Consider the following 22,617-nt stretch of genomic DNA (forward strand, 5'->3'; position numbering starts at 1 on the left):
GAACCCTCGTTTGGCTAAACAGTCCTTCCGCCGACTCGCCTAGTGGGTGGTGAACCCACTACCGCGTCCATTTTACCGGTTCCCTTTCCAAGAAGGGGGGTATAATTACCAGGTAGAGCGAGTAGGGTAATGAGCGCGGCTACGTGTGCAGGGAGTTTGCACCAGCATGTTACCGATGATCTGGAGGTTTTGGCGAAATTGCCGATACTTAGAAAGTGCCTAACCAGCACGGAGGCGGAGGGCTGTGGCTGATAGATGTGTGCGAGAGGAGCGTAAATGTTGACGGAGGTGGGTGCGGCGCAGGCCTCTGCAACAGAGTGGCGTGGCAGCTGTCTAAAGAGACAGGGGGAATGGTTTCGGCAAGCACGAACGATCCTGATGAAAGACCTGAAGGCGGAGCTGCGCACGCGGGTAGCTCTTTGTGCCGTAGGTGTCTTTACCTTCGCCTCACTGCTGTTGTTGGCGTTGGCCACGGAAAGTTTAAAGCAAGAACTGGTGGCCGATCCACGAGGTGTGATGCGGCCGGCGTGGAACGCGCCGGCAAAAATGGGGATGCTTTGGGTGCTGCTCTGTTTTGCTGCTTTCTCCGGTCTGTCGCATGCCTTTGTGCATGAGGAGGAGACGGGTACGGCGTTTACATTGCGGCTCTATGCGTCGCCAGAGGCAGTTTACGCGGGAAAGTTATTGTTTAACCTGCTGCTATTGTGCGGTGTCGCTATGGTTGTGACACCGATCTATATGGCGATTACCGGTTTGCCGATAGGCCAGCCCATCGCCTTTCTGGTGCTTATGTTGAGCGGTTGTTTGGGCTTGGCCAGTACGGCCACCATTATAGCCGCTCTAACATCTAAAGCGCGGGGAAGTGGAGCGCTCTATGGGGCGGTAGGACTGCCGACGTTGGTGGTATTTCTACTGCTCTTGCTGAATGCAGCTGGGTCGCTTTACATGCGGGGAGCGCCGGCGATTTTACACGTAAAGAATATCGGGGGAGTGCTGAGTTTCGGCGTGCTGATCGTGGCGGTTTCGGCCCTGCTGTTCAATTATGTTTGGGAAGATTAATGATGACGGCTATACATAATAAAGAGTTGGATGAGGCTCAGGTTCGTCCTGAACGGCGTTCAGGCACGCTGTCGGGTGCATGGTGGAAGATCGGGGTGGGTCTTTTGATGACCTATGTCATTGTAGGAGCTTTCTTCATTGCAAAAGGCGCCGTGGGGTTCGGCAAGCAAGGCGATCCGGCCCGAATCGTCTTTTTTCACGTTCCCTGTGCGATTCTCTCGTCTATCGCCTACTTTGTGGGAGTTGTTTATGCGGTTCTTTGTTTGTCGGCCTTACGGCGAGGAGAGCGAAGCAAAGCGACCCTACACGACATAAAGTCGGCAACGGCGATGGAGCTTGGTTTTCTCTTCTGTCTGTTGGCAACGGTTACCGGCTCCGTATTTGCCGGCGTGCAGTGGGGAAGCTTTTGGAACTGGGACCCGCGTGAAACCTCCATTGTGATCATGCTGCTGCTTTATGCCTCCTATCTCGTATTGCGGGGGGCCTTAGGAGAGCATTTAGACAGAAGACAGCGACTTAGCAGCGTGTACGCCCTTGTGGCGTTGGTACCGGCCCAATATCTTATTTGGGCTGTTCCGCGTTTGGTGCAGACGATGCACCCAACCACGACCCTCTCCGACCCGTCCAACACGAGTCTGAGCTACAAACTGGTGCTCTACCCGTCCTTCCTTGCATTTACGTTGCTGTTCGTCTGGCTATTTCAACTCCGTGTGCGACAGGTACAGCTGAGCCTTTGGCAAAGAACGCAGAAGGCCGTGAGGCAAGAGCACTTCGCTGAGAAATTTAAGGAAAAGGAATAGGAGTGTATTGGATGAGCCACTCAACCGTTCTATTTTTTGTGATGCTGGTGCCGCTGATCGTGTGGTTAGGCCTCTTTAGTTATCTCCTCATGGTAGATCGTGCCATTCGGCGCATGGAGATTCGTATAGAGGAGAAGGAGGTTCTATAACGCCGATGCAGGGTTTAGAGGAAGTGTTAGGCTCATCGCCGACGCGGCGTGGCGCAAGTGGATTCAGGCTCGGACCGATCATTGCGGGGTTGATCATCAGTCTCGCCATCGGTTTCACGCTTTGGGCGTTTACCAGTTCGATGACGCCGTATGTAGACATCGCCACCGCCCTGCGAAGCACCGGCCCTGTGCAGGTGCGGGGAAAGATTCTGCACCAAACTGTGCGCTGGGACTCTCAAATGAAAGCGCTTACCTTCATTTTACAGGACCCCCATAATCAGACCATTGAGGTGGTCTATAAGGGGGCGAAGCCAGAGAGCTTTGATACGGCGCCTGAAACCGCCGTCACGGGCACCGTGCAACACTTGCCGAACGGCCAGACGGTTTTTGTTTCAACGAGCATGGTGGTAAAATGTCCCTCAAAGTACGATGACAGTCGAAAGCCCTTGCCCTATGGCAAGGGAGGGATATCTTAGCCCATGACACCGGGAACTATTGGCAGCACTGCCGTTTTTATTGGGTTGAACGCCTCTCTGCTGGTCATTATCGCCTACATTGTGGCACTTTGGCAGCAATCTAGCGGAACTTTGTGGCGTTCCATTGCGCGCGCATTCTATGCCTTAGCCTCTATAAGTGTGCTCACGGCATTTGGTGCGTTGGCCTACATCGTCTATCACCGTCTCTATCAGTACGACTACGCGGTTCAACACACGGGCAATGACCTACACAACCATTGGTTTCGTTTGGCCGCAACCTGGTCGGGGCAAGAAGGCAGCTTCCTTTTATGGGCTTGCTGGACGGCCATTATCGGCTGCGTGGTGATGTTGCGGGCGAGGCGTTACGAGGCACGCGTCATGCCGATCTACACCTCTGTGATCGCCTTCCTCTGTGCCATCCTTATAAAACAGTCGCCCTATACCTTGTTCCTTAAGGCGCATCCGGGAATGCCGGGTGTCCCGCCGGATGGATTTGGTCTGACTCCCTCGCTGCAAAACTATTGGATGACCCTCCATCCTCCCACCATCTTCTTCGGCTTTGCGTCGTTGGCTGTGCCCTTCAGCTACGCAGCGGCAGCCCTTATTTGGCGAGACTATGAGGGGTGGGCACCTCGTGTTTTTCCCTATGCGCTGCTGTCGAGTGCAGTGTTGGGACTAGGGCTTTTTATGGGAGGTTATTGGGCCTATGAAACGCTAGGCTGGCATGGCTTTTGGGCTTGGGACCCTGTAGAGAACGCATCATTCTTTCCCTGGCTGGCGGTTACCGCGTTAGCGCACGGCCTGCTAGCCCAGCGCACACGTCGGACGATGGTGCGTACGAACCTGTTTTTTGGTCTTCTGGCATTTTGGCTTTTCTTGGTAGGCACCTTTTTAACGCGATCCGGGGCGCTGGCCTCGAAGATGCCCAACGGGCAGCTGCTGTCGGTTCACGCCTTCGACAACATCGGTAAAAGCGGTCTGGTATTGATGGTTACCATGCTGCTGTTTTACGGCATCGGTGGCCTGGCTTTGTGGCTGTGGCGTCTACGGACAATGCCGAAGCGGCCCTCTATGGGCGACTCGCTTTTATCTCGTGACTTCGCTCTCATGCTTTCCGTCTTGTTGATGGGGATCGCCTGTGCTATTGTAACGCTCGGTTCTACCACTCCGCTCTTCCTCAGTTGGCTGCATCGCCCGCCGAGTGCGCCGGCACCGGTGTTTTATAATAAAGCGATGTTCCCGATTGTGTTAATCACCGCGTTTGTTATTGCTTGCGTTCCTTGGTTGGCATGGCGAAGAACCGACCCTGAGAAGTTTAAACAGAAACTGCTGATCCCTTGGCTGATCATGATCGCCTTCGGGTTCGGACTTTTCTTTTGGGTGTTAAGCTCTCAGCGTGCAATAGCTGCCGTGAGCGATCCACAGGTGCTGAAAGATACACTGCATCAATGGATGGGGCCGGGCGGACAGCGAGTTTTGGTGATCTCGATGGCCTCGTTGGGCTTTTTGGCCGCTCTCTCGAACGCGATGCTGGCCTATCGGGTATTTCGCAAGAAGCCTTTATCCGCCGGAGCCTGGATCGCCCATGTGGGCGTTGGGGTGTTGATTATTGGTGTCATCCTCTCGAATACTTTTGAGCGGACTGCCCTGGTCACGTTAAAGGAGGGGCAGGGGCCGATTAAGGTTTTTGGCTACACCATCTCTTTTGAAGGAATGACCGGCAAGCCACTGCCGGAGCGACCGCTCGATCCGGAGTACGATCCGGAGAACAGAGTGATGTTGCGTATCACCCCGCCCGGTGGAGACAGGATTGATGCTTCCGGCAACAGTCAAACGTTTTTGATGGAGCCACGATGGTTCGTGCCACGTCCTTCGGTAGAAGAGGAGGCGCAGGGCAACCCGGATACCATGATATGGCCTTCGATCAAGAAGTACGTAGGGCATGATCTCTACATCGCGCTGGCCAGTCAGCCGGGGGTGGAGCTGCCCTATGTAACTATGCTGCCTCGTTCCGTGGCACAGTTAGGCCCCTATCGCATCTACTACTACAAAGCCGTTACACGCCCCCTGCAGTATATGGGAGCGATCATCGGCATCACCGATCCCGAACAGCCCTTCAATACACCAGACCATATCGTTGCGGCGGAGCCAGGTATCGAGTTTGTGCATGCGCCGGATGGCTCTCTCATGCGTACCCCTCAAGGCATGCCGATGTTGATAAAGACCGGCGAAGCCTTGCCCCAGCTTACCGACTCGCAGGGAAGACCCGGAGTGGCCATTTTAGATAGTCTGAAGGTTGGAACCAACGAGGCACGCATTGCATTTAGCTTGCCCGATTTGCCGGCCCGATGGACGATCCCGCTGTCGGTTACCTATAAGCCCGGAATCAACTTAGTGTGGACGGGAGTGCTTTTGGCGGTAGCCGGAATTCTTTTGGCTATGGTGCGACGTGCCCGCGAGGCCCAGGAGATTGAGGAGACCGGTTTTCTCTTGCCGGCAGAGCCTGGGGAGGAGGAAGGAACAGGCGATGCGGAACCCAAACGAACTCCCCCGACAAAACAAGGTAAACCGACCCGCCCTGAACCGGTACGTGCTGCTGCTCGGAGGCCAAGTCGTCCTTAATAACCTCTGAACACTCAACTACCCCACGTCTAGAGTTGGGGGCTTGCCCTCAAGACCGACGCCTCCCTACGCCTCAAGGCGGGGCATCCGACGCCGCGAGGTTCGGTGGTTCTTTCTTAGCGGGCATATCCTCCGATTCGCAGTAGGGGTCTGCCCTTATCCTCTGCCCGAAGGCGGTGTGGATGCCTTGGGGAACAACCGATGCGGCGTATTCGACAAACGGAGCGTTCTTCCTAGGCTATTCAACGCCGGTAATGCTAAAAAGTAAGGGTCCTGCGAATGGGTTCTCTGCGCGAAAAGTGAGCGAGCGGATGTCTTTGTATGGATAGGGATTACGCCAGCGGAAAAGGCGAAGTGCCACTGTATGCTTCCCGATGCTGTAGGGAATGGTGGAGGCGAAATAGGAGCGTGATGGGGTTAGATCGCTCAGAGCCGCTATCTCGTATCCCGACCGTAGTGGGATAGTGATCTTTGTGCCGTCGGTATAGGTGACACTAAGAGAGGCCGCCGCTTTGCCTATTCCAATGTCGCAGGTGAGGGCACTGAGAATAGCAATTGTATGTGCAGGTCGGTCTACAGGAATATTGAGGCTCGTGGGTGTGAGGTGAGAGCCAGCAGTATAAAGGCCACGTAGCAGAATGCCGCGGCCGTCGTTGGCATAGAGGATGCCCGTCTTGGGGTCGTTTACATCGGGATTAGACGCTTGCGATGGAGTAAGAACCGTCTGCCAAGGCAGGCCGTTATCTCCTTCTGCTAGTTGAATGTTTGCAGCGCTTGAAAGTGAGATGAACCAGCCCGGTCGTGTCACTCCGGGTGCGGGCAGATCGCCGTAGAGCCGTGTGAAAAGTTCGGAAGCTGTGTAGGGCAAGGTGGTATCGTTGGGGGATTGACCAGGTAGGAGGGGTTTTAAGTTAGTGCCGCTCCAAGCATATTCGGCGGCCAAAACGAAGGCGCTGAACTGTGGAAAATCTTCGGATAACAGGCTCTCGTTGCTGTTGTAGCCGGCCCAGGTTGTTTGGAGAGTGCCCAAAGAACGATTTTGCAGAACCTGTTGAGCCCAGCCCCAGATATTCTCCGGCTCGTACCACGCGCTACCGATAGCCTGAAAACCATCCTTTTGAAAGAGGGCAAGGCCATTGCGCTGTTCACTGCCGGGTGCGTAGCGCCAATCGCAGATGATGATATCTTTTGGTAAGGCGGCGCGCATCGCTTGAGCATCCGAAATGGTGGGGGCGTTAGCTGCGGATAGTGAGGGGTTTTGTGGCGTTGGAGTCCCTTCTAGTGGGTTGAGCAGCATATCCGACCAGATCATGGTGCGGATATCGCGCTTGGCCAGCCAGTCGTGCAGCCGTTTCGTGTCGGCTACGAATAGTTTGACAAGCCCTTCTTGCTGATTTTCAGGTCGGGCCGGATACTTCCCAAAAAGAGTAACCTCGTCGTGTCCGATGTGGAAAAGATGGGGATGAAATAGGGAGATCGCCTCATTGAAAATGTCGAAAACGATGTGGTAGGTGCGCGGGTCGTTCACGTTGTAGGCATAGGGTGTGTTGACATCTTCGGCGAGGTCTTTATGTTGGTTATTTGCGAACAGCCACTGTGCATGCCCTAGCGTTTCAATGAGCGGGATAGGCTCCATGAAGTGATCACGACAGAAAGCCACCTCTTCGGCGAGATCGTGAGGCGACATGGCAAAAGGAACATGAAGTTCAGGATGCGATCTCCATGCCGTATATTCGCACTCAATGACCATTCTATTCAGCTTGAGGCGTGAGAAGACTCGATCGATGAGCTTTTCATGGAAAGGAAGCGCCTCCTTGCCTACGAAGAGGTGAGCGCCTCGAAAGGCAAGCGTGGGCCAGTCCGAAATGGATACCTGAGGAAGTATAGGTTGGCCTGATCTATTCCGTTGGAGAAGTTGCCGAAGGGTTTGTAGACCATAGAATGTACCGGCTGCATCCCTGCCGACCACCATAACAGCCGTTGGAGTTACCTCAAGGGCGTAGCTCTCTGGGAGGACGGGAGGAACAGGAGCTTGGACAGGCAATGGCCTATCGGCTACGGCCACCAAAAGCCCCCGGTTTTCCCAGGCGCCATGAGAGACAGTAAAGTGAACGTCCTCTGAGGCCCACTCGTGTGCTAGCTCATTGAGCGCTTGGTGAACGCGCTCTCCTTCCTTATTGTGTGGCAGGTAGAGATAAAGAGATAGCTTTTTAGGGAGCGGATAGTCGGATTGGGCGAATTCTACTCGCTTTGGCTGAGGCACAAGGATAGGGTGTCCTTGTGCATCGGTAAGCGGTTGTGGACCTACTTGGGCTTGCTGGGTGTCGAGGCGCTTTAAGGAGAGCGTTTCGCTTCTCTTGGCAGTCTGTAGAGCAGGCAAATTTTGGGAAGGGACGACCTTCAACGATAGCGTTTCGGTGAAGGTCTCTCCAGGGGACAACGTGCTTCCGACGAGGCCACACCAAAAAACCGGCTCTCCTTCAAGATAGGGGTCGGAGCGGGCATCGAAGCAGACGCCCTCATCTGCTTGATAGGCGAGATCTATCTCTCCGATAGCCGTGTGTGAGAAGGTGGAGCTGAGGAAGGGAATTTCGGCACCGCGCCAGGGAACCGGAAAGTAAGAGATAGATTGTTGGCTTTGCTGACCCTCTCGGGTGATCCAGTTCTGAGTGGAACCGACCAGCAGATAGGCCCAAATTCGGAGTGGATTCCACTCTATAAGCGCCGGAGCTGTGTCTTGCCAATTGGCTTGCAGGGTAGCGCGGATCGTTCCGTTTGGTGAGACCGTGATCTGTTGTACCCCGTTGAAATGGCGATCGGCGGCATCATAATGAAAGTCAGCACGATAGGTGAGACTTCCGTCGGGCTGAGCAGTTACGGAAACGTCTGGGGGATGCGCGCCGGAGCTGTAGTAGCCTTGTGCGTAGTTCAGGGCAAAGAGTTGCAGTTGACCGCCTCGGGCAAACGGAATGCCCTGATAGTCCAACGAGATCGCGCCGTTTTCAAACCAGGCTTTCCACGGGCCGATGGAGGTAGGCGTTGTTGGGTTGAGATTTGGGGCTTGTGCCATTGTGGAAGTACTTAGAGCGAGCCAGAGGGTTAAAACCGAGAGAACGGACATCACCGAGCGTATCATGCCTCCTTATTCGAGGGAGGGTGAGCGAAATCCTGCTTAGGCTCTGAAACAGATCGTCTGGCTCGTGCGGCGATATGCAAAGTTGGAGGCAGGGCACAGAGAGGGATTTCGCTATCTAAAATGGGCGGATGTTGGAAAGCGGAAATAAGCAATGGCGAGGGATATATGAGGACGATATATCCCTCGCCAGACCTTAGACAAGTGTCTTTGTTGAAGGGGATCGTTTCTAAGACGGCTCTTCGAGACAGAACCCTACGCTTGCCTCATTATAGTGCCCAACGTACTGGCTGTTGAGGATAGCGCGATCCCATACTCCAACCACGATGACATAGCCGCAGGGTTTTATGTCCGTTGTATCGAGTGTCCACGGATCGCCTGGGGGAAGAGCGGTGTTATTTAGACCGGCGTTCGGCACGGGGATTCCTGTGTTGGGTGCGTTAATGGGGGGAAGGACGCTAAGCCCAAACGAGCCAAGGTAGGCATCTTGTGCGACGAAGTTTCCGGCAAGTTTTGTACCCGCTGTGAACTTCCCGCAGTCTCCCGTTCCTGTTGTAATGTCTATCGCTGCTGTGGGAGACGTGTTATCGAGTTGGATGCGGTGAATGTCGGTTCCAACTAGGTTGTCAGCGGAGTCATAAACCGAGAGTCGTACCCACCACAGGCTGTCTCCTGATGTATCCCATTGGGCTAGCAGGCCATTGATGTTTTGAGCGAAGGGCAGGTAGTCGAATTTGTTCGTAATCGGATTAGCTGAATGGACGCTAATGTTGCCGTATTCATCGGTGACATCGAGGTCGGTCAACACAGGGGTCCATAGCACTTTGTCGAGGCTTACCTCCACGATGTAGCGGTAGCCTACCATCGGGGCACCCTGCACGGTAACTCGTCCACCAAAGGGACAAGGTCGGCCATATTGATCAGGGGGCAGATTGTTGAGGGCGAACACCGCCTGACTTGTGGTAAGCCCCAGGGTGCTATCAATGGCGGGTATGGGGATACCTCCTAAAACCGCGATCTTGCCGGAGGCTATTAGGCTGCAGGGGTTTATGTTTACGAGCGTCTCTTCGCGATTTCCCCACACCGGCACATAGTTGGGATTGAAACAGGGAGCTGGGACGCTCCAGGAGAGAGTAGCACGGATGGGTACTACTTTGGGCCCCGCTTGACAGGGTTCACAGAAGGGTGTGAGGTCTACCGGAAGACGTACTGCATAGTAGATTCCTTCTGGCGGGATGTTGGCAATATCGTAGACCTGTACCTTAGCGACACCAAGACATGTAGAGAAAGTGCCATTATTGGCGAAGTCGGCCCAGAAGGTTACATACTCTGTGCTGCCGTTTGTGCAAGGGCCACCGGAGTAGCCTATGGGCCGCTTTATTTGGACGATCCCGACTAGGGTATTGGGTAGGTTTTGGTCGAGACCGATGCACTTCAGCTCTTCGTAGCTGGTATCTCCATTGGTTTGAGGAAAGAGCTGACCAAGGATGTTGGGGTCAATGTTGACGTTAGGGAGAAGGGTCGCCAGTTCTTCTGCGCTCAGTGTCGTTTGGCTTGAGAGAAAGTGGGATAACTCTTGGAACGCAAACCGATGAACTGGGACACCTTTCTCTCGATAGAGCACAGCTAGTGCTGTGGCATCGAGACTTTTCGGCTCGGTTTTGATCGGTGTATCCAAAGCGATGATCTCTGTAAGCTCTGGGGGTAGTTTCACCTTTCCGACCTCTAAAAAGACGGGCCATGGTATGAAGTGGGAAGGTTGAATCAAGATATTCGCCTCGCGCATATTTCCCCAAATGGGAACCCAATTCGGCTGATTCGGTGGGGGCACATTGTTCCAGGAGAGGATAGCGCGAACCCTAACCAGCGGATCGAAAAAGCAGAATCGAGGTGGGACCTCTGCTGGAAGGGAGACAGCATACTCAAGCCTTTTGCTTCCTTCTGTGCCTTGTGGGATATTGAACGTTTGGAAGCTCGTCAATCCTTGGTCGTTCCATGTGGCTCCGTTGTCGAAAGAAAGATAGAAGCGCACATATTCAGGTGTGCCAGGCCCGCACACGTCGGTGCCGTATCCAGTAGGCTGATTGATGTAGACCACGGCCTCGAATCGCTTTTGTTGTGGGTGATAACCGACGCAGCCAAGCTCTTCATAGTGGGTGTTGCCGGCGATCGGTAAGACCGGAGTGAAGGGGCTTTGGGCGAGGTTCCCAAAGTAGTTTGGATTCGTTAGGAGAAGCGCTTTAAATGCCTCGCGCTCCTTCGAGTGGGCTTCGTGCATGACCGCTTGGGACTTTTGCACCGCCTTTTTTAGTTCACCGTTCATTTTGCATGCCTCCTATTAGGGTGTAACATGAGAAATCTAGGTTTCTCTGCGTTACATAAATAAAGACGCAAATTTATAATTCATTGGTTCATCATAACTTGTAAAAAGGCAAAAATTTATATTTTTATAAATAATGGTTACAAAAATTATAGATGCTAGATTCCCGATTGCCTTTTTTGACTCTGTTCCGCTTGACAGGGGGAGGGCAAAAATGCTACATTCCCAAATCCTAGCAACGCTGCCGATTTGGGAGGAATGACTTTGTGAAGCGTATTACGATTGCCATCGCTCTTATCTTCGGGTGTCTACCCGCGTTCCTGCAAGCCTCTGCGCAAACGTCTCCTCCTTCTCCTTCCTCCAGCAGCACCGCGTTAGAGTTGGCCGAGCCTGAGCGGCCAAATAGGGTGGTTGGCTATACGGGATGGGACGATCAGTACCTCTACATTGGTGTAGTGGTCAATAAGGCCACACTTCACGGTACAAACTCGACTCCTTTTAGCGACCCTCTCAAAGATGATGCCATCCTCATACTCATCCAAACGGATGATGACCACACTATCACCAAGCCAAATACAAAGACGGTGGTGGTGGCCGCCAGCGCGGTGGGTGGACTGCAGCTTTATCGGGGGCCCGATTTCAAGCCGCTATTCAACGGGATGGAGGATATCAACGAGCGACTCAAGCAGATACAGGAGAGCAAGCTGGATGAGAAGGAGCGTGAGGCCGAACGAATCGCTTTGCTTTCACAGATCATCAAATATGCGGTAGCGCCTCACGGAGCACAACGCCTTACCGGAACCTTTGTGCCGGGGTACACGCTCGAAGCGGCGATTCCGTGGGTAGATTTGGGAGTGAAACCGGCGCCGGGGGTACGCCTGGGTTTCACGGTCGCAACGCAGTCCACCACCCCCGACAGCCCCAAGCTGCTGTGTCTATCTCCAAGAGTTACCGGCTTGTCCGACCTTTATAACCCTTCTTTATGGGGACAGCTTGTGTTGAGTGAAGCCGCAGCGCCTGCCCATATTGACACTCTTGTTTGTCCACGTTTTGCTGCGGCCAAGCCGGTCATTGATGGCACCGTTAGCCCAGGTGAGTGGAACGCCGAATCGGCTTTTGTATTTGGCGGAGAGACAAGTGCCGGTCTGGTAACCCTTAACACGCAACAGGCTCGTGAGCACCCGCCGTTCCACCCACAGGTGCCGCAACCGGTTGTTCCGATAACCTTTTATCCTAGCCGGCAGGTCGCCCCTCATAAGCCTCAGCCTGTTACGCCAGCCCTAATGGCCCTCTACTACTACAACTATCAGGCCGATCCAAGGAAAGAGGCGCCCCCTGAGGGCGTGGTGCATAATGACGGGAGCACCGCTTTGGCCCATCACCCTTTAGACGGCTCAGGTCCGTGGTTCTCTTACGATTGTGCAGATTGGCACTTGCAGCAGATCGTGGCAGCACGGCAGGCGGGCATAGATGTTATTTTACCGGTGTATCGCCTAACGGCACGAAACCAGTATGCAGATAAAGGGCTAAGTGCGTTAGTGGTGGCTTTGTTAGCCGCAAAAGCCTCCCGACAGGACTATCCCCTTGTTGCCCTCTATCTCGATCTAGACGGCGCGCGTGACCTAACGGAAGAGGCCATTTACAGTGGGATTCGTGACTTTTATCAGCATATCCCCCCCGAGTTTCGCTTTAGTGTGCCATTGGATGCGGTGAATGGGGGCGGCATCGCCTATCCTGTCTTTATAACTCATGCAGATGCTATTGCATCGCCAACGCCCTCGCTTTTTACCGACTTACGACGGCGGTTTTCTCAGGAGTTTGCAGGATCCGATCTCCTCTTCATCGGTACGCCTGATTATCATGGGCTGTCGTTGGACGGTGTCTTCGAGTTGGCCCGTGACAAGGGCGTAACCGTAGAGCAGGGAGGGTGGATACAGCTGGCGACCCTGTCGCCTGGCTACGATCCCACAGTACGTGACAATAGCGCGGAGGCGGTAAAGCACTACGTGCCCCGGAATGATGGTGCCACTTATCGCGAGCACTGGAACGCGGCGCTTTCAGCAGACCCTAACTGGATTTTGGTGGACAGCTGGAATGGCTATACGGATGCGACAGAGGTCGCTCCTTCCTTAGAGGACGGTTACATTACCGTGGATATTACCCGCGAGTATGCCCAGAAGTGGATAGGTTTACATCGGACGTCGGCACGTTTCTTTACGGTTGGGTTGCCACGGCACCTAGAGGCAGGCTCGACGGTGGACGCCTTGATCCGTGTGGAGAATACGGGCACGGAGGTTTGGGGCGCTAAACAGACTCCGATAGCATTGGCCTATCGGTGGGTAAAAGATGGCACTCCGGTTGCCTATGGCGAACCTATTCCGCTGCCCGAATCGGTGGCTCCAGGTCAAAATGTGAGCATTCCACTGCAAATACACGTGCTTAGTCCGAATGGGGCGCCTCTGGCACCGGGCGCCTATACCCTGGAAATCGGTCTGACCACGCTCCAACGCGCTGCAGCAGATACCCCTTTCCTCGACACGAATTTGCCGGGGGGAATGATGAAACTGCCGGAACAGGTGGAGAACGCTTCTGAGTTACCCCCTATTGCGGCTGAGGTCATTCAATCCGATCTACGACCTATGATGGAGAGTGGGAGCGTCTATACCGTCCATGCGCTCCTGAGAAATAACGGGGCTGCGACTTGGAAAGCCTCGGAGAAGTTTCGTGTGACACTACGGCTCTATCGGGTGGAGGAAGCCGTGTCAGGGCATGAGACGGAGACACCCGTTGACATGGCCGACGCTTCGATGATACTCGCTCAGGATGTAGCGCCGGGAAGTGTGGCTTCGGTAACCTTGCAGCTGCCTTTGATGTCTCCGGATGGGAAACCGTTGCCGGTTTGGCATCAACGTGATGACTGGACCTATCTCGTTCGGTGGGAGGTGGCGGACGGTAAAGGAAATGGGGTTTCGATAGATGCGATGCCGATATGCGTGGTATCGTACGATTTCGGCCCACATTTTCTCTCCACCCAGATACCAGGGGAACTACCTGCGGCTCACCGGCTGCCGGTGCCCATCTCTTTGATGAACGACGGACCTCAGATATGGAAGAAGAACCTTGTGCGCGTTGGTTATCACTGGTACTACCTTGATGGCACCGAATATGTTTTTAACGACGAGACCACCCCGATTCCGCAGGATATCGCTCCGGGGCAAAAGCTGAACGGCTTCCTCGCGTGGGTAACCGCACCTCCTTGTGATGGCCTTTACTACCTTGTGTGGGATTTGCAAGTGGGCGATACGTGGGCCTCTACAACGTCCTGTACACGCGTAGATGACCGTTTGGTACAACTTGTGCGTGTGGTGGATGGCAAATTGCAGTTTGTGGATCTGTCAACGTTTTACAATATTAAGGGCGTCACCAATGAGATGATGCCTGGGATAGGGAGTTTCGACGATCAAGGGCTTTCGTTCCCCAGAGCGTTAATACCGAACTATGCGATTAGCGGCCCCATCCCCTCGAATATCTGGATGCCGGTAGACCATGGCGGTCCCGACTCGAATCGTCGTATCGCCTTTGTATGGGGTAGCCCTAACGAGAAAGGAGAGGACTTTCTGGCCTGTATGGGGCAACGGCTTGAATTAGGGAAGCAGAGTGGGGTCTATCGGTTTGTTCATATTTTGGGGGCCAGTGGCTCGAAGGCTCTTCCCACACAGCTGCGGTTAGTATTTGCCATTCCGGGGGGAGGCGATGCGGCCGATCTATGGGCGCTTACCGTAGACCCGTGGAACACTTTGGAGGCTAATTTGCAGAAGGTAGGGTTCTACTGCCGTTGGCACAACGGCCCGAACGGCCCTCAGTCTGGAGCAGTTGGACTTTATCACTATGTGGTGCCCGTTACCGAGACGAGCAAGCTAATTGCCATTCAACTTCCGAACGCGCCGGATTTTCGTATCGCGGCGATCACGTTAGAGAAGTAGTAAAAGGAACTATTTTCGCCTGGATACGACTTAATTCACGGCAGCACGTAGGGAGTCGAGAAACTCAACGGTGCGAAGAGGCCGCTCGGCACGAAAGCGAATGAAGCTTCTGAGAGCGCGTTCGATATAAGGTAGGACAGCTTTGGGCGGCGAATAGTGAAGCAGCGCCTCCGGTGAGGCTGTTCGCAGCGTTTGCAGCGCAGTGAGGGCATCGGCGGGCAAAGGGAAGGCATCTAGAAAAGTGTGGTGACAACGCTTACAGAGTGCCCCACCGGCAGCCGGACTAAACCCGAAAGGGGGCTCCTGAAGCGGTTCTCCGCAGTGCGCGCAGTATTCGATGGCGGGGGCGTAGCCTAAAACCTCCAAGAGGCGAATGTCGTAGGCGTGGATAATGGAGTCGAGCCACTCGGAGGGTTGTGTTAGGAGCAGCAGGGCAGCGCAGGTGAGGTCGAACACCGCTTCGCTCGAAGTTGCATCGTGGTCGTGGGAGAAGACGTCGAGTAGGTCACAAATATAGGCGGCGCGGGAGAGGCGTTCGATATCTGTGCGTAAAGCCGGAAAGGCGTTGACGATCTCGCATTGGGTAATGATGTCGAGATTGCGGCCGGTGGCGAGCAGGAGGCGGAGGTGGGTGAACGGCTCCGTTGCGCCGACGAGGCGACTGGTGGCGCGCTGCGAACCTTTCGCAATAGCCGATATTTTTCCGTGTTCTTTAGTAAAAAGGGTGAGGACGCGATCGTGCTCTCCTAAACTTCGGCGATGGAGCACAAGGGCTTGTGCGGTATAGGTTGGCATAGGTTCCTCAAACGTTTCGGCGCGGAGAATGTCGCCTGAAGGCGACCGAGGAAGCGCCCCCTCCTTTCTCTGTTGATAGTTAGCGAATAATTGGATATACTGATGTATACGCGAAAAGGGTCACTTGAATGCGACTGACCGTCCAACACAAACTGCTGCCCACACCGCAACAAGCTGAGGCACTCCGACGCACCCTTGAGACCGCCTATAAGGCTGCGTTGAAAGGGGTTCCTGTCCACTATGTTGACCCTCGTAATACCTCTCGCACCTGTCCGAACTGTGGGCATTGTGCGAAAGAGAACCGTGGAACGCAGTCTTCGTTTGCGTGCACCTCCTGCGGCTTCGAAGGCCTCTCTGCTTCGCTTTCGAGGTGACATTCCTGGCAGATGGGATTGCGGCGGGCAATAGGGCCCGTCGGGTCGCTGTAAACCGGCCGTACTGCTCGGAGACAGATTCGTCTGTCGCGCCAGAGCAAAGTCGCTGCCTTTAGGTGTGCGGTAGTTTACTGAGTGAACGAGTTGAGATAGTGATGAAGCGATACAGAGAGATCGCTGAGTGCAAACCGCATAGCATCCCTTAAAACGGTTTGCACTGCTTGTTGGTCGGTTATAGGCGCCGATACACGCATGGTGTCCGCGGTACGATGGTGCCAAAGAACTTGCCCACTATTACTATCTATAAGATACCCTACAGCTTCAGCGCTGCCTTCAAGTTGGGGGTCAGAAGCGACGGTCGTTGCTCCGTGATCTGTCCAACTGCGCAGTTCCAGGTCGGTTATTCGAAAGCACAGAAGATAATCTGCTTTCATCCGTTTTGCGACAGTTTGTAGCCGTTGGATATTCGGTGTTTCATCGTGCCAAAGAGCAAAGGGGGACAAGTGAAGCCCTTGCAAGGCTTTGTCGGTAGCAGTAGGTGTATAGATTTGATGGGTTGAGAGCGGCAAAAGATTTATGGAGAGCAGATTGCTACGATCGGTTGGGAGGTTTTGGGCACCTATGAGAAACACATGACCGGAGGACTTAAAAAGGATAGCATCTGCTGCCTTTGGTGCCGGTATAGGCAAGATGGCCAAGTGTACAGAGGGAGAAGCGAATGGCGAGGTCTGGCCGGTTTCTAAGGCATGAATGCCCATTTGGGCGGCCTGCAGCGCCGCAAGGCGGATGGCATCAGGCTGAGTAAGTTCGTAGTTAGAATGGAGGAAGACATGGGCGATCTGTGCCGACCCAACAATCGGCATGGGGCCAAATGAGGTTTCGGATGGAGATGAGACAGAGAGCACATGGAGGGTGGCATGTAGGATGACGATACGGAAACTGCCATCCTGGATTTTTAGATCGTTGACATGAAGCAGGAGGGCATAGTTCGTATGCAACGCCAGGCAGAGCGTACGAATTTGAACCGGGTTGAGAGGCCAAGTAAGCTTGATGCCTAGCGTCTTGGCCTCTTGTTCGACAAGGCTCGATGATGGGGTTGCAATGGCGAATCGTTGTTTCAGCAGCATCCGAAACCCATCGTCCAAAAGCGCCTGTGCCATCGGCACTTGCAGAGAGGAAGGCAGTTTGTCTAAGGGGGCCGGTTTCGGAGTGCCGAAGAGTGGGAGATTGCGAACGAGCGAGTCGTCTTTATGGGGTGTATTTGGTAGACGAATACCGATAGAGTCGGCGAGGAGCTGCTTTTGGTGATCAAGCTCCTTCTGAACATCCTGTGGTAGGGCGGGAGCTGTAGGTCCGATCACCACGATTTGGCGGGCTGTAGACAGCAACGAGGACGGTGGGATGGCTTTTATGGGCAGGGCTAACAACATCAGCCCGATGAAGCCGGCGGCACTTCCACCTCGCATAGCCGTCTGCCTATTGACAACTCTACTCCGCATTCGTATACTTTACCTTAATCGAGGAGTACTTAATAGCGAATGGGACGTTTTATCTCGAAACTTGTTTTAAGGATCGTGATATATGTCTACTGAAGAGAGAGAGCTTTATACGGTTGCCCAAGCAGCAGACTATCTTCAACTGACCCCTGCGAGCATTCGATCTTATATACGACAAGGGAGGATAAAAGCCTTTCGTGTGGCTGGCGGACGCAAGATACTTATCCCACGGGAAGAGCTTCTCGGCCTGTTGGAGCCTGCCGTCTTGGGCGCTCGCCTCACGGAATCGGGCAAAACCATAAAAGATGCTTGAAGAACTTAGAGAGCTTTGGCGCTACCGTTATCTACTCTACATGCTCGTTCGGCGCGAGTTGAAGGTGCGCTACAAAAACTCGGTGCTTGGCTTTCTATGGTCTGGTATTCCGCTTTTACTACAGGTGTTTGTCTATACCTTTCTCTTTCGGAATGTGGTTGGGGTGCGCGCTCCAAACTACAGCGCCTATTTGCTAACGGGCATCATTCCATGGACTTTCTTCTCAACGGCCATTTTGGATGCGAGCCAGTCCCTCCTGATCAACTATCCGATCATTCGGAAGGTCTATTTACCGCGTGAGGTCATTCCGCTGGCGAGCGTTCTAAGCAACTTCGTGCACTTTTTATTGAGCTGGGCGCTCTATTTCATCGTTTTTTTAGGCATTGCTCCCCTCTTCGGTTTAGGGACACCGCTGCTTGGAAGCATGGTGTGGTTTCCCTTCATTACGGTGATAGAACTGTTGTTAGTGATCGGGTGTGCGCTTGTTGTGGCATCGCTGAACGTTTTTTACGAGGACGTCAAGTTCATCGTTCAAACCGTATTTCAACTCGGTTTCTTTCTATTACCTGTGCTCTATCCTGCCGATCAGATATACTACACATCGCATCTCATTCGCGCGCATCCATGGCTCTATCGGGTCTACCTCCTCGATCCGATAGCGGCCATTATCACGGCTTACCGGCACATGCTCTTACAGCCCATAAGCCCCTCAGCGTTCAACGCCTCGTTAAAGGGAGCAAAACCTCTTCCGTTTGACTGGACGCTTTGGTTCGGGGCGTGTTTGCTTTCATTTCTCATCGCGTGGGCAGGGTATGCTTATTTCAACCGGCGCAAGTGGCTTTTTGTGGAGCGGCCATGACAGAGACGATTGCAGTTACGGGCCTCGATGAGGTCGAAGAGGGAAAACAGTATGCTGTGGTTGTATCCCATTTAACGAAAGAGTTTCGAGTTCGTTATAGGACATCGGTCAAGCGGCGATTGATCAGTCTGTTTGATGGGTCGGAGCCGACGTTAAAACGTTTCACGGCGCTAAGTGACGTATCGTTCTGTGTGCCCCATGGGCAGACCGTGGCGATCATCGGGCGCAACGGTTCGGGCAAATCCACGTTGATGGGGCTTTTAGCGCGGGTTTATAGGAAGACATCGGGAGAGATCCGTCTTTATGGAGCTGATGGAGGGGCGGCGCGCATCGCACCTCTGCTGGAGTTAGGGGCGGGGTTTCATATAGACCTGACCGGCGAGGAGAACATCGAGTTTTACGGAGCTATTTTAGGCATGTCGGCCCGTGAAATGCGCCAGAAGTTCGACCGTATTGTCGAGTTTGCGGAGCTAGGCGATAAGGTTCGGACAGCGGTGCGCAACTGGAACGATGGAGCGAGGCTAAGATTGGGGTTTGCCATCGCGATCCATACCGATCCGGATATTCTGTTAATTGACGAGGTATTAGCGGTTGGAGATGAGGCCTTTCAGACCAAATGTTATCGGAAGGTAGAGGAGCTGCAGCGTCAAGGTAAGACGATACTGTTTGTGTCGCATGACCTTGCGAAGGTGGAGCGGGTAGCTCAGCGGGTAATATGGCTTATGGATGGGCAGATTCATATGGACGGTGAGGTGAAGACGGTTTTAGAGGCCTATCGTCTCTACAGCGCCACGCAGGCAGGTTCATGACAGCAGGTGAGAGGATGCGTCTATACCTAGGCATTGATGGTGGGGGCACGAAAACGGCGGTAACCATCATCACCGATGCAAGAGTTGTTATCGGTGAGGGGACAGGGGGGCCGGGCAACATTGCGGTTACTGCCGAGCCGGTGTTGCGCCGTTCTGTGTTGGAGGCGATAGGCCAGGCCTGTGCTGTAGCCGGTTTAGAGATCGCCAATACCCATTTTGGCGGTGTTTGTGCTGCAATGGCAGGGTATTCCGATGAGGAGAAGCGACAGCGGTTTTTGGAGCTATTGAAAGGGCTTGTAAGGGCTGACAGGTATCGCATGGAGCCAGACTATGTGGCCGCCTATTGGGGGGCAACGTTGGGCGAGCCGGGAATTGTGGTGATCGCCGGTACCGGGGCTGTGGCTTACGGGCGAAATGCAGAAGGTGAGAGCTACCGTGAAGATGGGCTTGGATATCTGCTTGGGGATCGGGGAAGCGGCTTTAATTTAGGGCTTCATGCATTGCGTTATACGCTAGACCGAATGAAAGAAGGAAATATAGATCGGTTGGCGGCAGCCGTTTTGGAGTTTACCGGGGCACAATCACAGAGCGAGATCGTCCGGTGGTTATACGGCGATTTTGTGCCGGCAAAAGTAGCCGAACTGGCGCCGGTAGTAGGAGGGTTGGCGGAAGAGGGAGATAGGGCGGCAAGAGATTTGGTGGCAAAGATGGCTCGCTGTTTACGTCATTCGGTGCGACAGGTTCGGCATAAGCTTTGGTTGCCTAGGGATGTGCCCGTTTACATGTTGGGTGGCTTGTGGAATATCGGGCCGTTTTTCCGTTCGGAGTTCATTCAGCCATCGTGGCCTTTGGAAGGAGAGAGCGATGATGCGGCCTCAGGCGGGCGCTTTCTTATTGGAACTCCTCATGCCGACGCCGCCTATGGTGCCGCATTATTGGCAATGGAGACGGTGTAGGAAATGGGCGCCGTCCGGGCGCTGCCGAGGGCTGGTGACTGATCGCGTGGTTTAACCTGTTCAAGAGAAGCGGTGGATAGGCAATTTGCCTATCCACCACGTGTGATTCAAGACCAATAACGACCGCCTAGTGGGAGCTAATGGGGCCGTGCCGAATGAGGTTTGGAGGAAGAGGTGGCGGTATCATTGGGCCGGCAGGATGCGCATTGCTGTTGGGGTGCGGGCTTGGTATATGGCGAAATGGGTTAAAGAACACATAGTACACCCCAGCAATGACGAGGATGGTAATCACAATGAAGATTGTGGCCATTTGTGGGCTTATCTCTCGTCGCATAGCGCCTCCTCTTTAATTGTTCGCCCACCAGGGCCCCCAGTAATCTACATCGTAGCCGCCTTGGCCGTTTAGAGACTGCTCGGAACCATAGGGTGTGTATTTCGCATGTCCATCCACGAAGACCGTGTTATAGCCACCGCCTTGACCGGGCACCGGAACTCCGTTGACCTGTTTCGCCAACGGGTGTCTGGGGTCAATAGCGTTCCAATCGTTGCCTGGCGAGACGTTGGGGTCTATGCTCCAGGAGTAGGCGTTAAAGAAGCTCCAGGAGCCGCTACCGATAGAGCGATAGACATCGCGGCTATAGCCCCATGCTGGGACTGAGAGCGTGTCGCAAAGATAGGCGCGCTGAGACGGTTTGTCTATTGCATCCATCAGGCGAAGGCGAAAGACAGTCGGGTTGACACTGTAATCGAAGTAGCCGGTCGCTCCCCATGCGTTGATACCCACATGGATCGTCCAATCGGCATACTCTTCATCTCCTCCGAACCAGCCTTGCCAAGCGGGATCGTTGGTTGGTTTGGGCAGATCGGGGCACCACCAGATATCCTTGTTTTTTACGTAGGGCTTGGTGAGATCCATCCATCCTGCCCACAGCCCTTGCGAGTCCGTCGTTTCGTTGGGGCACATCATGCCGTCGTAGTCTTGCACGTACATGATAAGTCCCATGGCAAGCTGTTTTTCATTGGAGAGGCAGGTGATTTTGCGTGCCGATTCGCGAGCTTGCGCGAAGACGGGAAACAGAATTGCTGCCAAAATCGCAATAATCGCGATAACAACAAGCAATTCTATGAGAGTAAAAGCACGGTCAGAACGTTTCATCATTATATCCTTTCTTGAGATTTATAGGAACGGGGGCGCCGTTGAATGGCGCACCACGAGCTGTGATGGAATGACGATGCGTTTAGGGACTATTTGGTCTTCCTCCTTTGTGACTGAAGGGTTTTCTAGAAGTGCCAGCAAGAGACGTGCGCCGCTTTTACCCATCTCTTCCCACGAGACGCGCAGTGTGGTGAGAGGGGGATGGATTGCGGCGGCAAAAGGTTCATCATCATAGCCTGTTAGGGACAGATCGTCGGGGATTCGGAGACCCTGTTTCTGCGCCTCTTGAGCGACGAACGCAGCGAGAATATCGGAGCCGGCCGCTAAAGCGGTAGGCCTTCTGGAGGGAGGAAGGGAGAGCCAAAGCTTCAGGGCATCTTCCACACGCGGCTTAGGGCGACGAATGGAGAGGATCAGTTCGGGGTCAGGCTCGATACCGGCATTTCGGAGCGTATCTTCATAAGCCTGTTGCCGGACAAGATAGTGGTAGGGCCGATCTCCACGCAGGAAGGCGATTCGGCGGTGTCCTAGAGCGAGAAGATGTTCAATCGCGGAGCGCATGCCCCCGTAATTGTCATGCACCACTCGTGGGTAGGGCCCGGCAGGTTCAGCATCCACCACAACGACGGGATAGCCTTGATTATGGAGCCATTCGAGACCCCTTTCCGGCATATGCCCAAAGACTAAAGCACCATCAAACTTCACGCGATGGCACCATTTGGCGAAGTCGGCAACCGAGAAGCCCTTGGGGGTATCGCCGCTGCCGGGATAAGCCCAAACCAGCCCCCATAGACCGGAAGCAAGTTCTTGTGCTGCCGCCTGAGATATTTGCATTTCGGCGATGGTATGGGTAGGGCGAGTGCCCCAGACCTCCCAGCAGGAGATAAGCGCTATGACATGGTGGCGAACGGCTGGGGGGGTTAGGGGAGCTGGCGCGGTGCTGCAGATAACGGTACCGGTAGCCACAGAGCGCCTAACAAGACCGCGGCGTGCCAATTCGGAGAGCGCTCGTTCGGCCGTTTGATAGGAGATGTGGTAGTGCGACGCGATTTTACGGGCAGACCATATCGGTTGCCCATCCGTCAGCCGATTTGTACGGACAGCCTCCTCGATCTGCTCGACGATTTGCAGATAGAGTGGTCGCGAATCGAGAGGGTCAAGGTGTAGGGTAACCACCGGTTTGTAATTTCCTCACCGAACCTTGTTGTGCTATGACTGCTATGTAATAAGTATAGCATAAAAAGGTACAACTGTCAAGGCCGGATGCAAGTGGTTCGATAAGGGGGAATCTGACTGAGGGAACAGAGTGCTTAGGGG

Annotated in this window: 18 protein-coding genes; 11 read left to right on the forward strand and 7 right to left on the reverse strand. The window is 54.1% G+C overall.

Features of this window, described 5'->3' with window-relative positions:
• Nucleotides 1–276: 276 nt before the first annotated feature.
• Genes VKV18_RS14495 through VKV18_RS14515 form a run of 5 tightly spaced genes read left to right on the forward strand, consistent with a single transcriptional unit; the run spans nt 277 to nt 5,106 of the window.
• Nucleotides 277–1,059: a heme exporter protein CcmB gene (locus VKV18_RS14495; RefSeq protein ID WP_324204897.1), complete on the forward strand. Its 783-nt coding sequence runs from the start codon at nt 277–279 to the stop codon at nt 1,057–1,059.
• Nucleotides 1,059–1,859, forward strand: coding sequence for a cytochrome c biogenesis protein (locus VKV18_RS14500; RefSeq protein ID WP_324204898.1), 801 nt, complete (start codon nt 1,059–1,061; stop codon nt 1,857–1,859). Before VKV18_RS14495 ends, VKV18_RS14500 begins: the two co-directional genes overlap by 1 nt.
• Nucleotides 1,860–1,870: 11 nt before the next feature.
• Nucleotides 1,871–2,008: a CcmD family protein gene (locus tag VKV18_RS14505; protein ID WP_324201919.1), complete on the forward strand. Its 138-nt coding sequence runs from the start codon at nt 1,871–1,873 to the stop codon at nt 2,006–2,008.
• 5 nt (nt 2,009–2,013) lie between these two features.
• Nucleotides 2,014–2,484: a cytochrome c maturation protein CcmE gene (locus tag VKV18_RS14510; RefSeq protein ID WP_324204899.1), complete on the forward strand. Its 471-nt coding sequence runs from the start codon at nt 2,014–2,016 to the stop codon at nt 2,482–2,484.
• A 3-nt stretch (nt 2,485–2,487) separates the two neighbouring features.
• Complete coding sequence (locus VKV18_RS14515) at nt 2,488–5,106, forward strand: cytochrome c-type biogenesis CcmF C-terminal domain-containing protein (RefSeq protein WP_324204900.1); 2,619 nt, start codon at nt 2,488–2,490, stop codon at nt 5,104–5,106.
• Between the two features lie 238 nt (nt 5,107–5,344).
• On the opposite strand, the gene VKV18_RS14520 is transcribed toward VKV18_RS14515, so the two are convergent.
• Nucleotides 5,345–8,242 carry a glycoside hydrolase family 20 zincin-like fold domain-containing protein gene (locus VKV18_RS14520; RefSeq protein ID WP_324204901.1) on the reverse strand — a complete coding sequence of 966 codons (2,898 nt, stop codon included), beginning with the start codon at nt 8,240–8,242 and terminating at the stop codon, nt 5,345–5,347.
• Nucleotides 8,243–8,468: 226 nt separating this feature from the next.
• Nucleotides 8,469–10,562, reverse strand: a complete 2,094-nt coding sequence (locus tag VKV18_RS14525) for a hypothetical protein (protein ID WP_324204902.1) — start codon at nt 10,560–10,562, stop codon at nt 8,469–8,471.
• A 263-nt stretch (nt 10,563–10,825) separates the two neighbouring features.
• On the opposite strand from VKV18_RS14525, the gene VKV18_RS14530 reads away from it, so the two are divergent.
• On the forward strand, nt 10,826–14,542 hold the full coding sequence (locus tag VKV18_RS14530) for a hypothetical protein (protein WP_324204903.1): 3,717 nt from the start codon (nt 10,826–10,828) through the stop codon (nt 14,540–14,542).
• A gap of 30 nt (nt 14,543–14,572) precedes the next feature.
• Here the strand turns inward: VKV18_RS14530 and recO are convergent, their stop codons facing one another.
• Nucleotides 14,573–15,337 carry a DNA repair protein RecO gene (gene recO, locus VKV18_RS14535; RefSeq protein ID WP_324204904.1) on the reverse strand — a complete coding sequence of 255 codons (765 nt, stop codon included), beginning with the start codon at nt 15,335–15,337 and terminating at the stop codon, nt 14,573–14,575.
• Between the two features lie 128 nt (nt 15,338–15,465).
• On the opposite strand from recO, the gene VKV18_RS15865 reads away from it, so the two are divergent.
• Nucleotides 15,466–15,711: a zinc ribbon domain-containing protein gene (locus VKV18_RS15865; RefSeq protein WP_345786426.1), complete on the forward strand. Its 246-nt coding sequence runs from the start codon at nt 15,466–15,468 to the stop codon at nt 15,709–15,711.
• A 128-nt stretch (nt 15,712–15,839) separates the two neighbouring features.
• Here the strand turns inward: VKV18_RS15865 and VKV18_RS14540 are convergent, their stop codons facing one another.
• Nucleotides 15,840–17,210: a hypothetical protein gene (locus tag VKV18_RS14540; RefSeq protein ID WP_324204905.1), complete on the reverse strand. Its 1,371-nt coding sequence runs from the start codon at nt 17,208–17,210 to the stop codon at nt 15,840–15,842.
• An 82-nt stretch (nt 17,211–17,292) separates the two neighbouring features.
• Here VKV18_RS14540 and VKV18_RS14545 point away from each other — a divergent pair, with 82 nt between their 5' ends.
• From VKV18_RS14545 to VKV18_RS14560, 4 genes are read left to right on the forward strand one after another with little or no spacing between them, the layout of a single operon-like run.
• The gene (locus tag VKV18_RS14545; RefSeq protein WP_324204906.1) at nt 17,293–17,520 is read left to right on the forward strand and encodes a helix-turn-helix domain-containing protein; all 228 of its coding nucleotides are present in this window, start codon (nt 17,293–17,295) and stop codon (nt 17,518–17,520) included.
• On the forward strand, nt 17,513–18,379 hold the full coding sequence (locus VKV18_RS14550; protein WP_324204907.1) for an ABC transporter permease: 867 nt from the start codon (nt 17,513–17,515) through the stop codon (nt 18,377–18,379). Before VKV18_RS14545 ends, VKV18_RS14550 begins: the two co-directional genes overlap by 8 nt.
• On the forward strand, nt 18,376–19,188 hold the full coding sequence (locus VKV18_RS14555; RefSeq protein WP_324204908.1) for an ABC transporter ATP-binding protein: 813 nt from the start codon (nt 18,376–18,378) through the stop codon (nt 19,186–19,188). Before VKV18_RS14550 ends, VKV18_RS14555 begins: the two co-directional genes overlap by 4 nt.
• A 14-nt stretch (nt 19,189–19,202) precedes the next feature.
• A complete protein-coding gene (locus VKV18_RS14560; RefSeq protein ID WP_324204909.1) occupies nt 19,203–20,144 on the forward strand; it encodes an N-acetylglucosamine kinase in 942 nt (313 codons plus the stop codon).
• Between the two features lie 127 nt (nt 20,145–20,271).
• Here the strand turns inward: VKV18_RS14560 and VKV18_RS14565 are convergent, their stop codons facing one another.
• The 3 genes from VKV18_RS14565 to VKV18_RS14575 are packed head-to-tail and all read right to left on the reverse strand — an operon-like array spanning nt 20,272 to nt 22,476.
• The gene (locus VKV18_RS14565) at nt 20,272–20,478 is read right to left on the reverse strand and encodes a hypothetical protein (protein ID WP_324204910.1); all 207 of its coding nucleotides are present in this window, start codon (nt 20,476–20,478) and stop codon (nt 20,272–20,274) included.
• Between the two features lie 12 nt (nt 20,479–20,490).
• A complete protein-coding gene (locus VKV18_RS14570; RefSeq protein WP_324204911.1) occupies nt 20,491–21,303 on the reverse strand; it encodes a prepilin-type N-terminal cleavage/methylation domain-containing protein in 813 nt (270 codons plus the stop codon).
• An 18-nt stretch (nt 21,304–21,321) separates the two neighbouring features.
• Nucleotides 21,322–22,476 carry a GntR family transcriptional regulator gene (locus VKV18_RS14575; protein ID WP_324204912.1) on the reverse strand — a complete coding sequence of 385 codons (1,155 nt, stop codon included), beginning with the start codon at nt 22,474–22,476 and terminating at the stop codon, nt 21,322–21,324.
• Nucleotides 22,477–22,617 lie beyond the last annotated feature (141 nt).

Source organism: Chthonomonas sp. (assembly GCF_035294505.1).
GTDB lineage: Bacteria > Armatimonadota > Chthonomonadetes > Chthonomonadales > Chthonomonadaceae > Chthonomonas.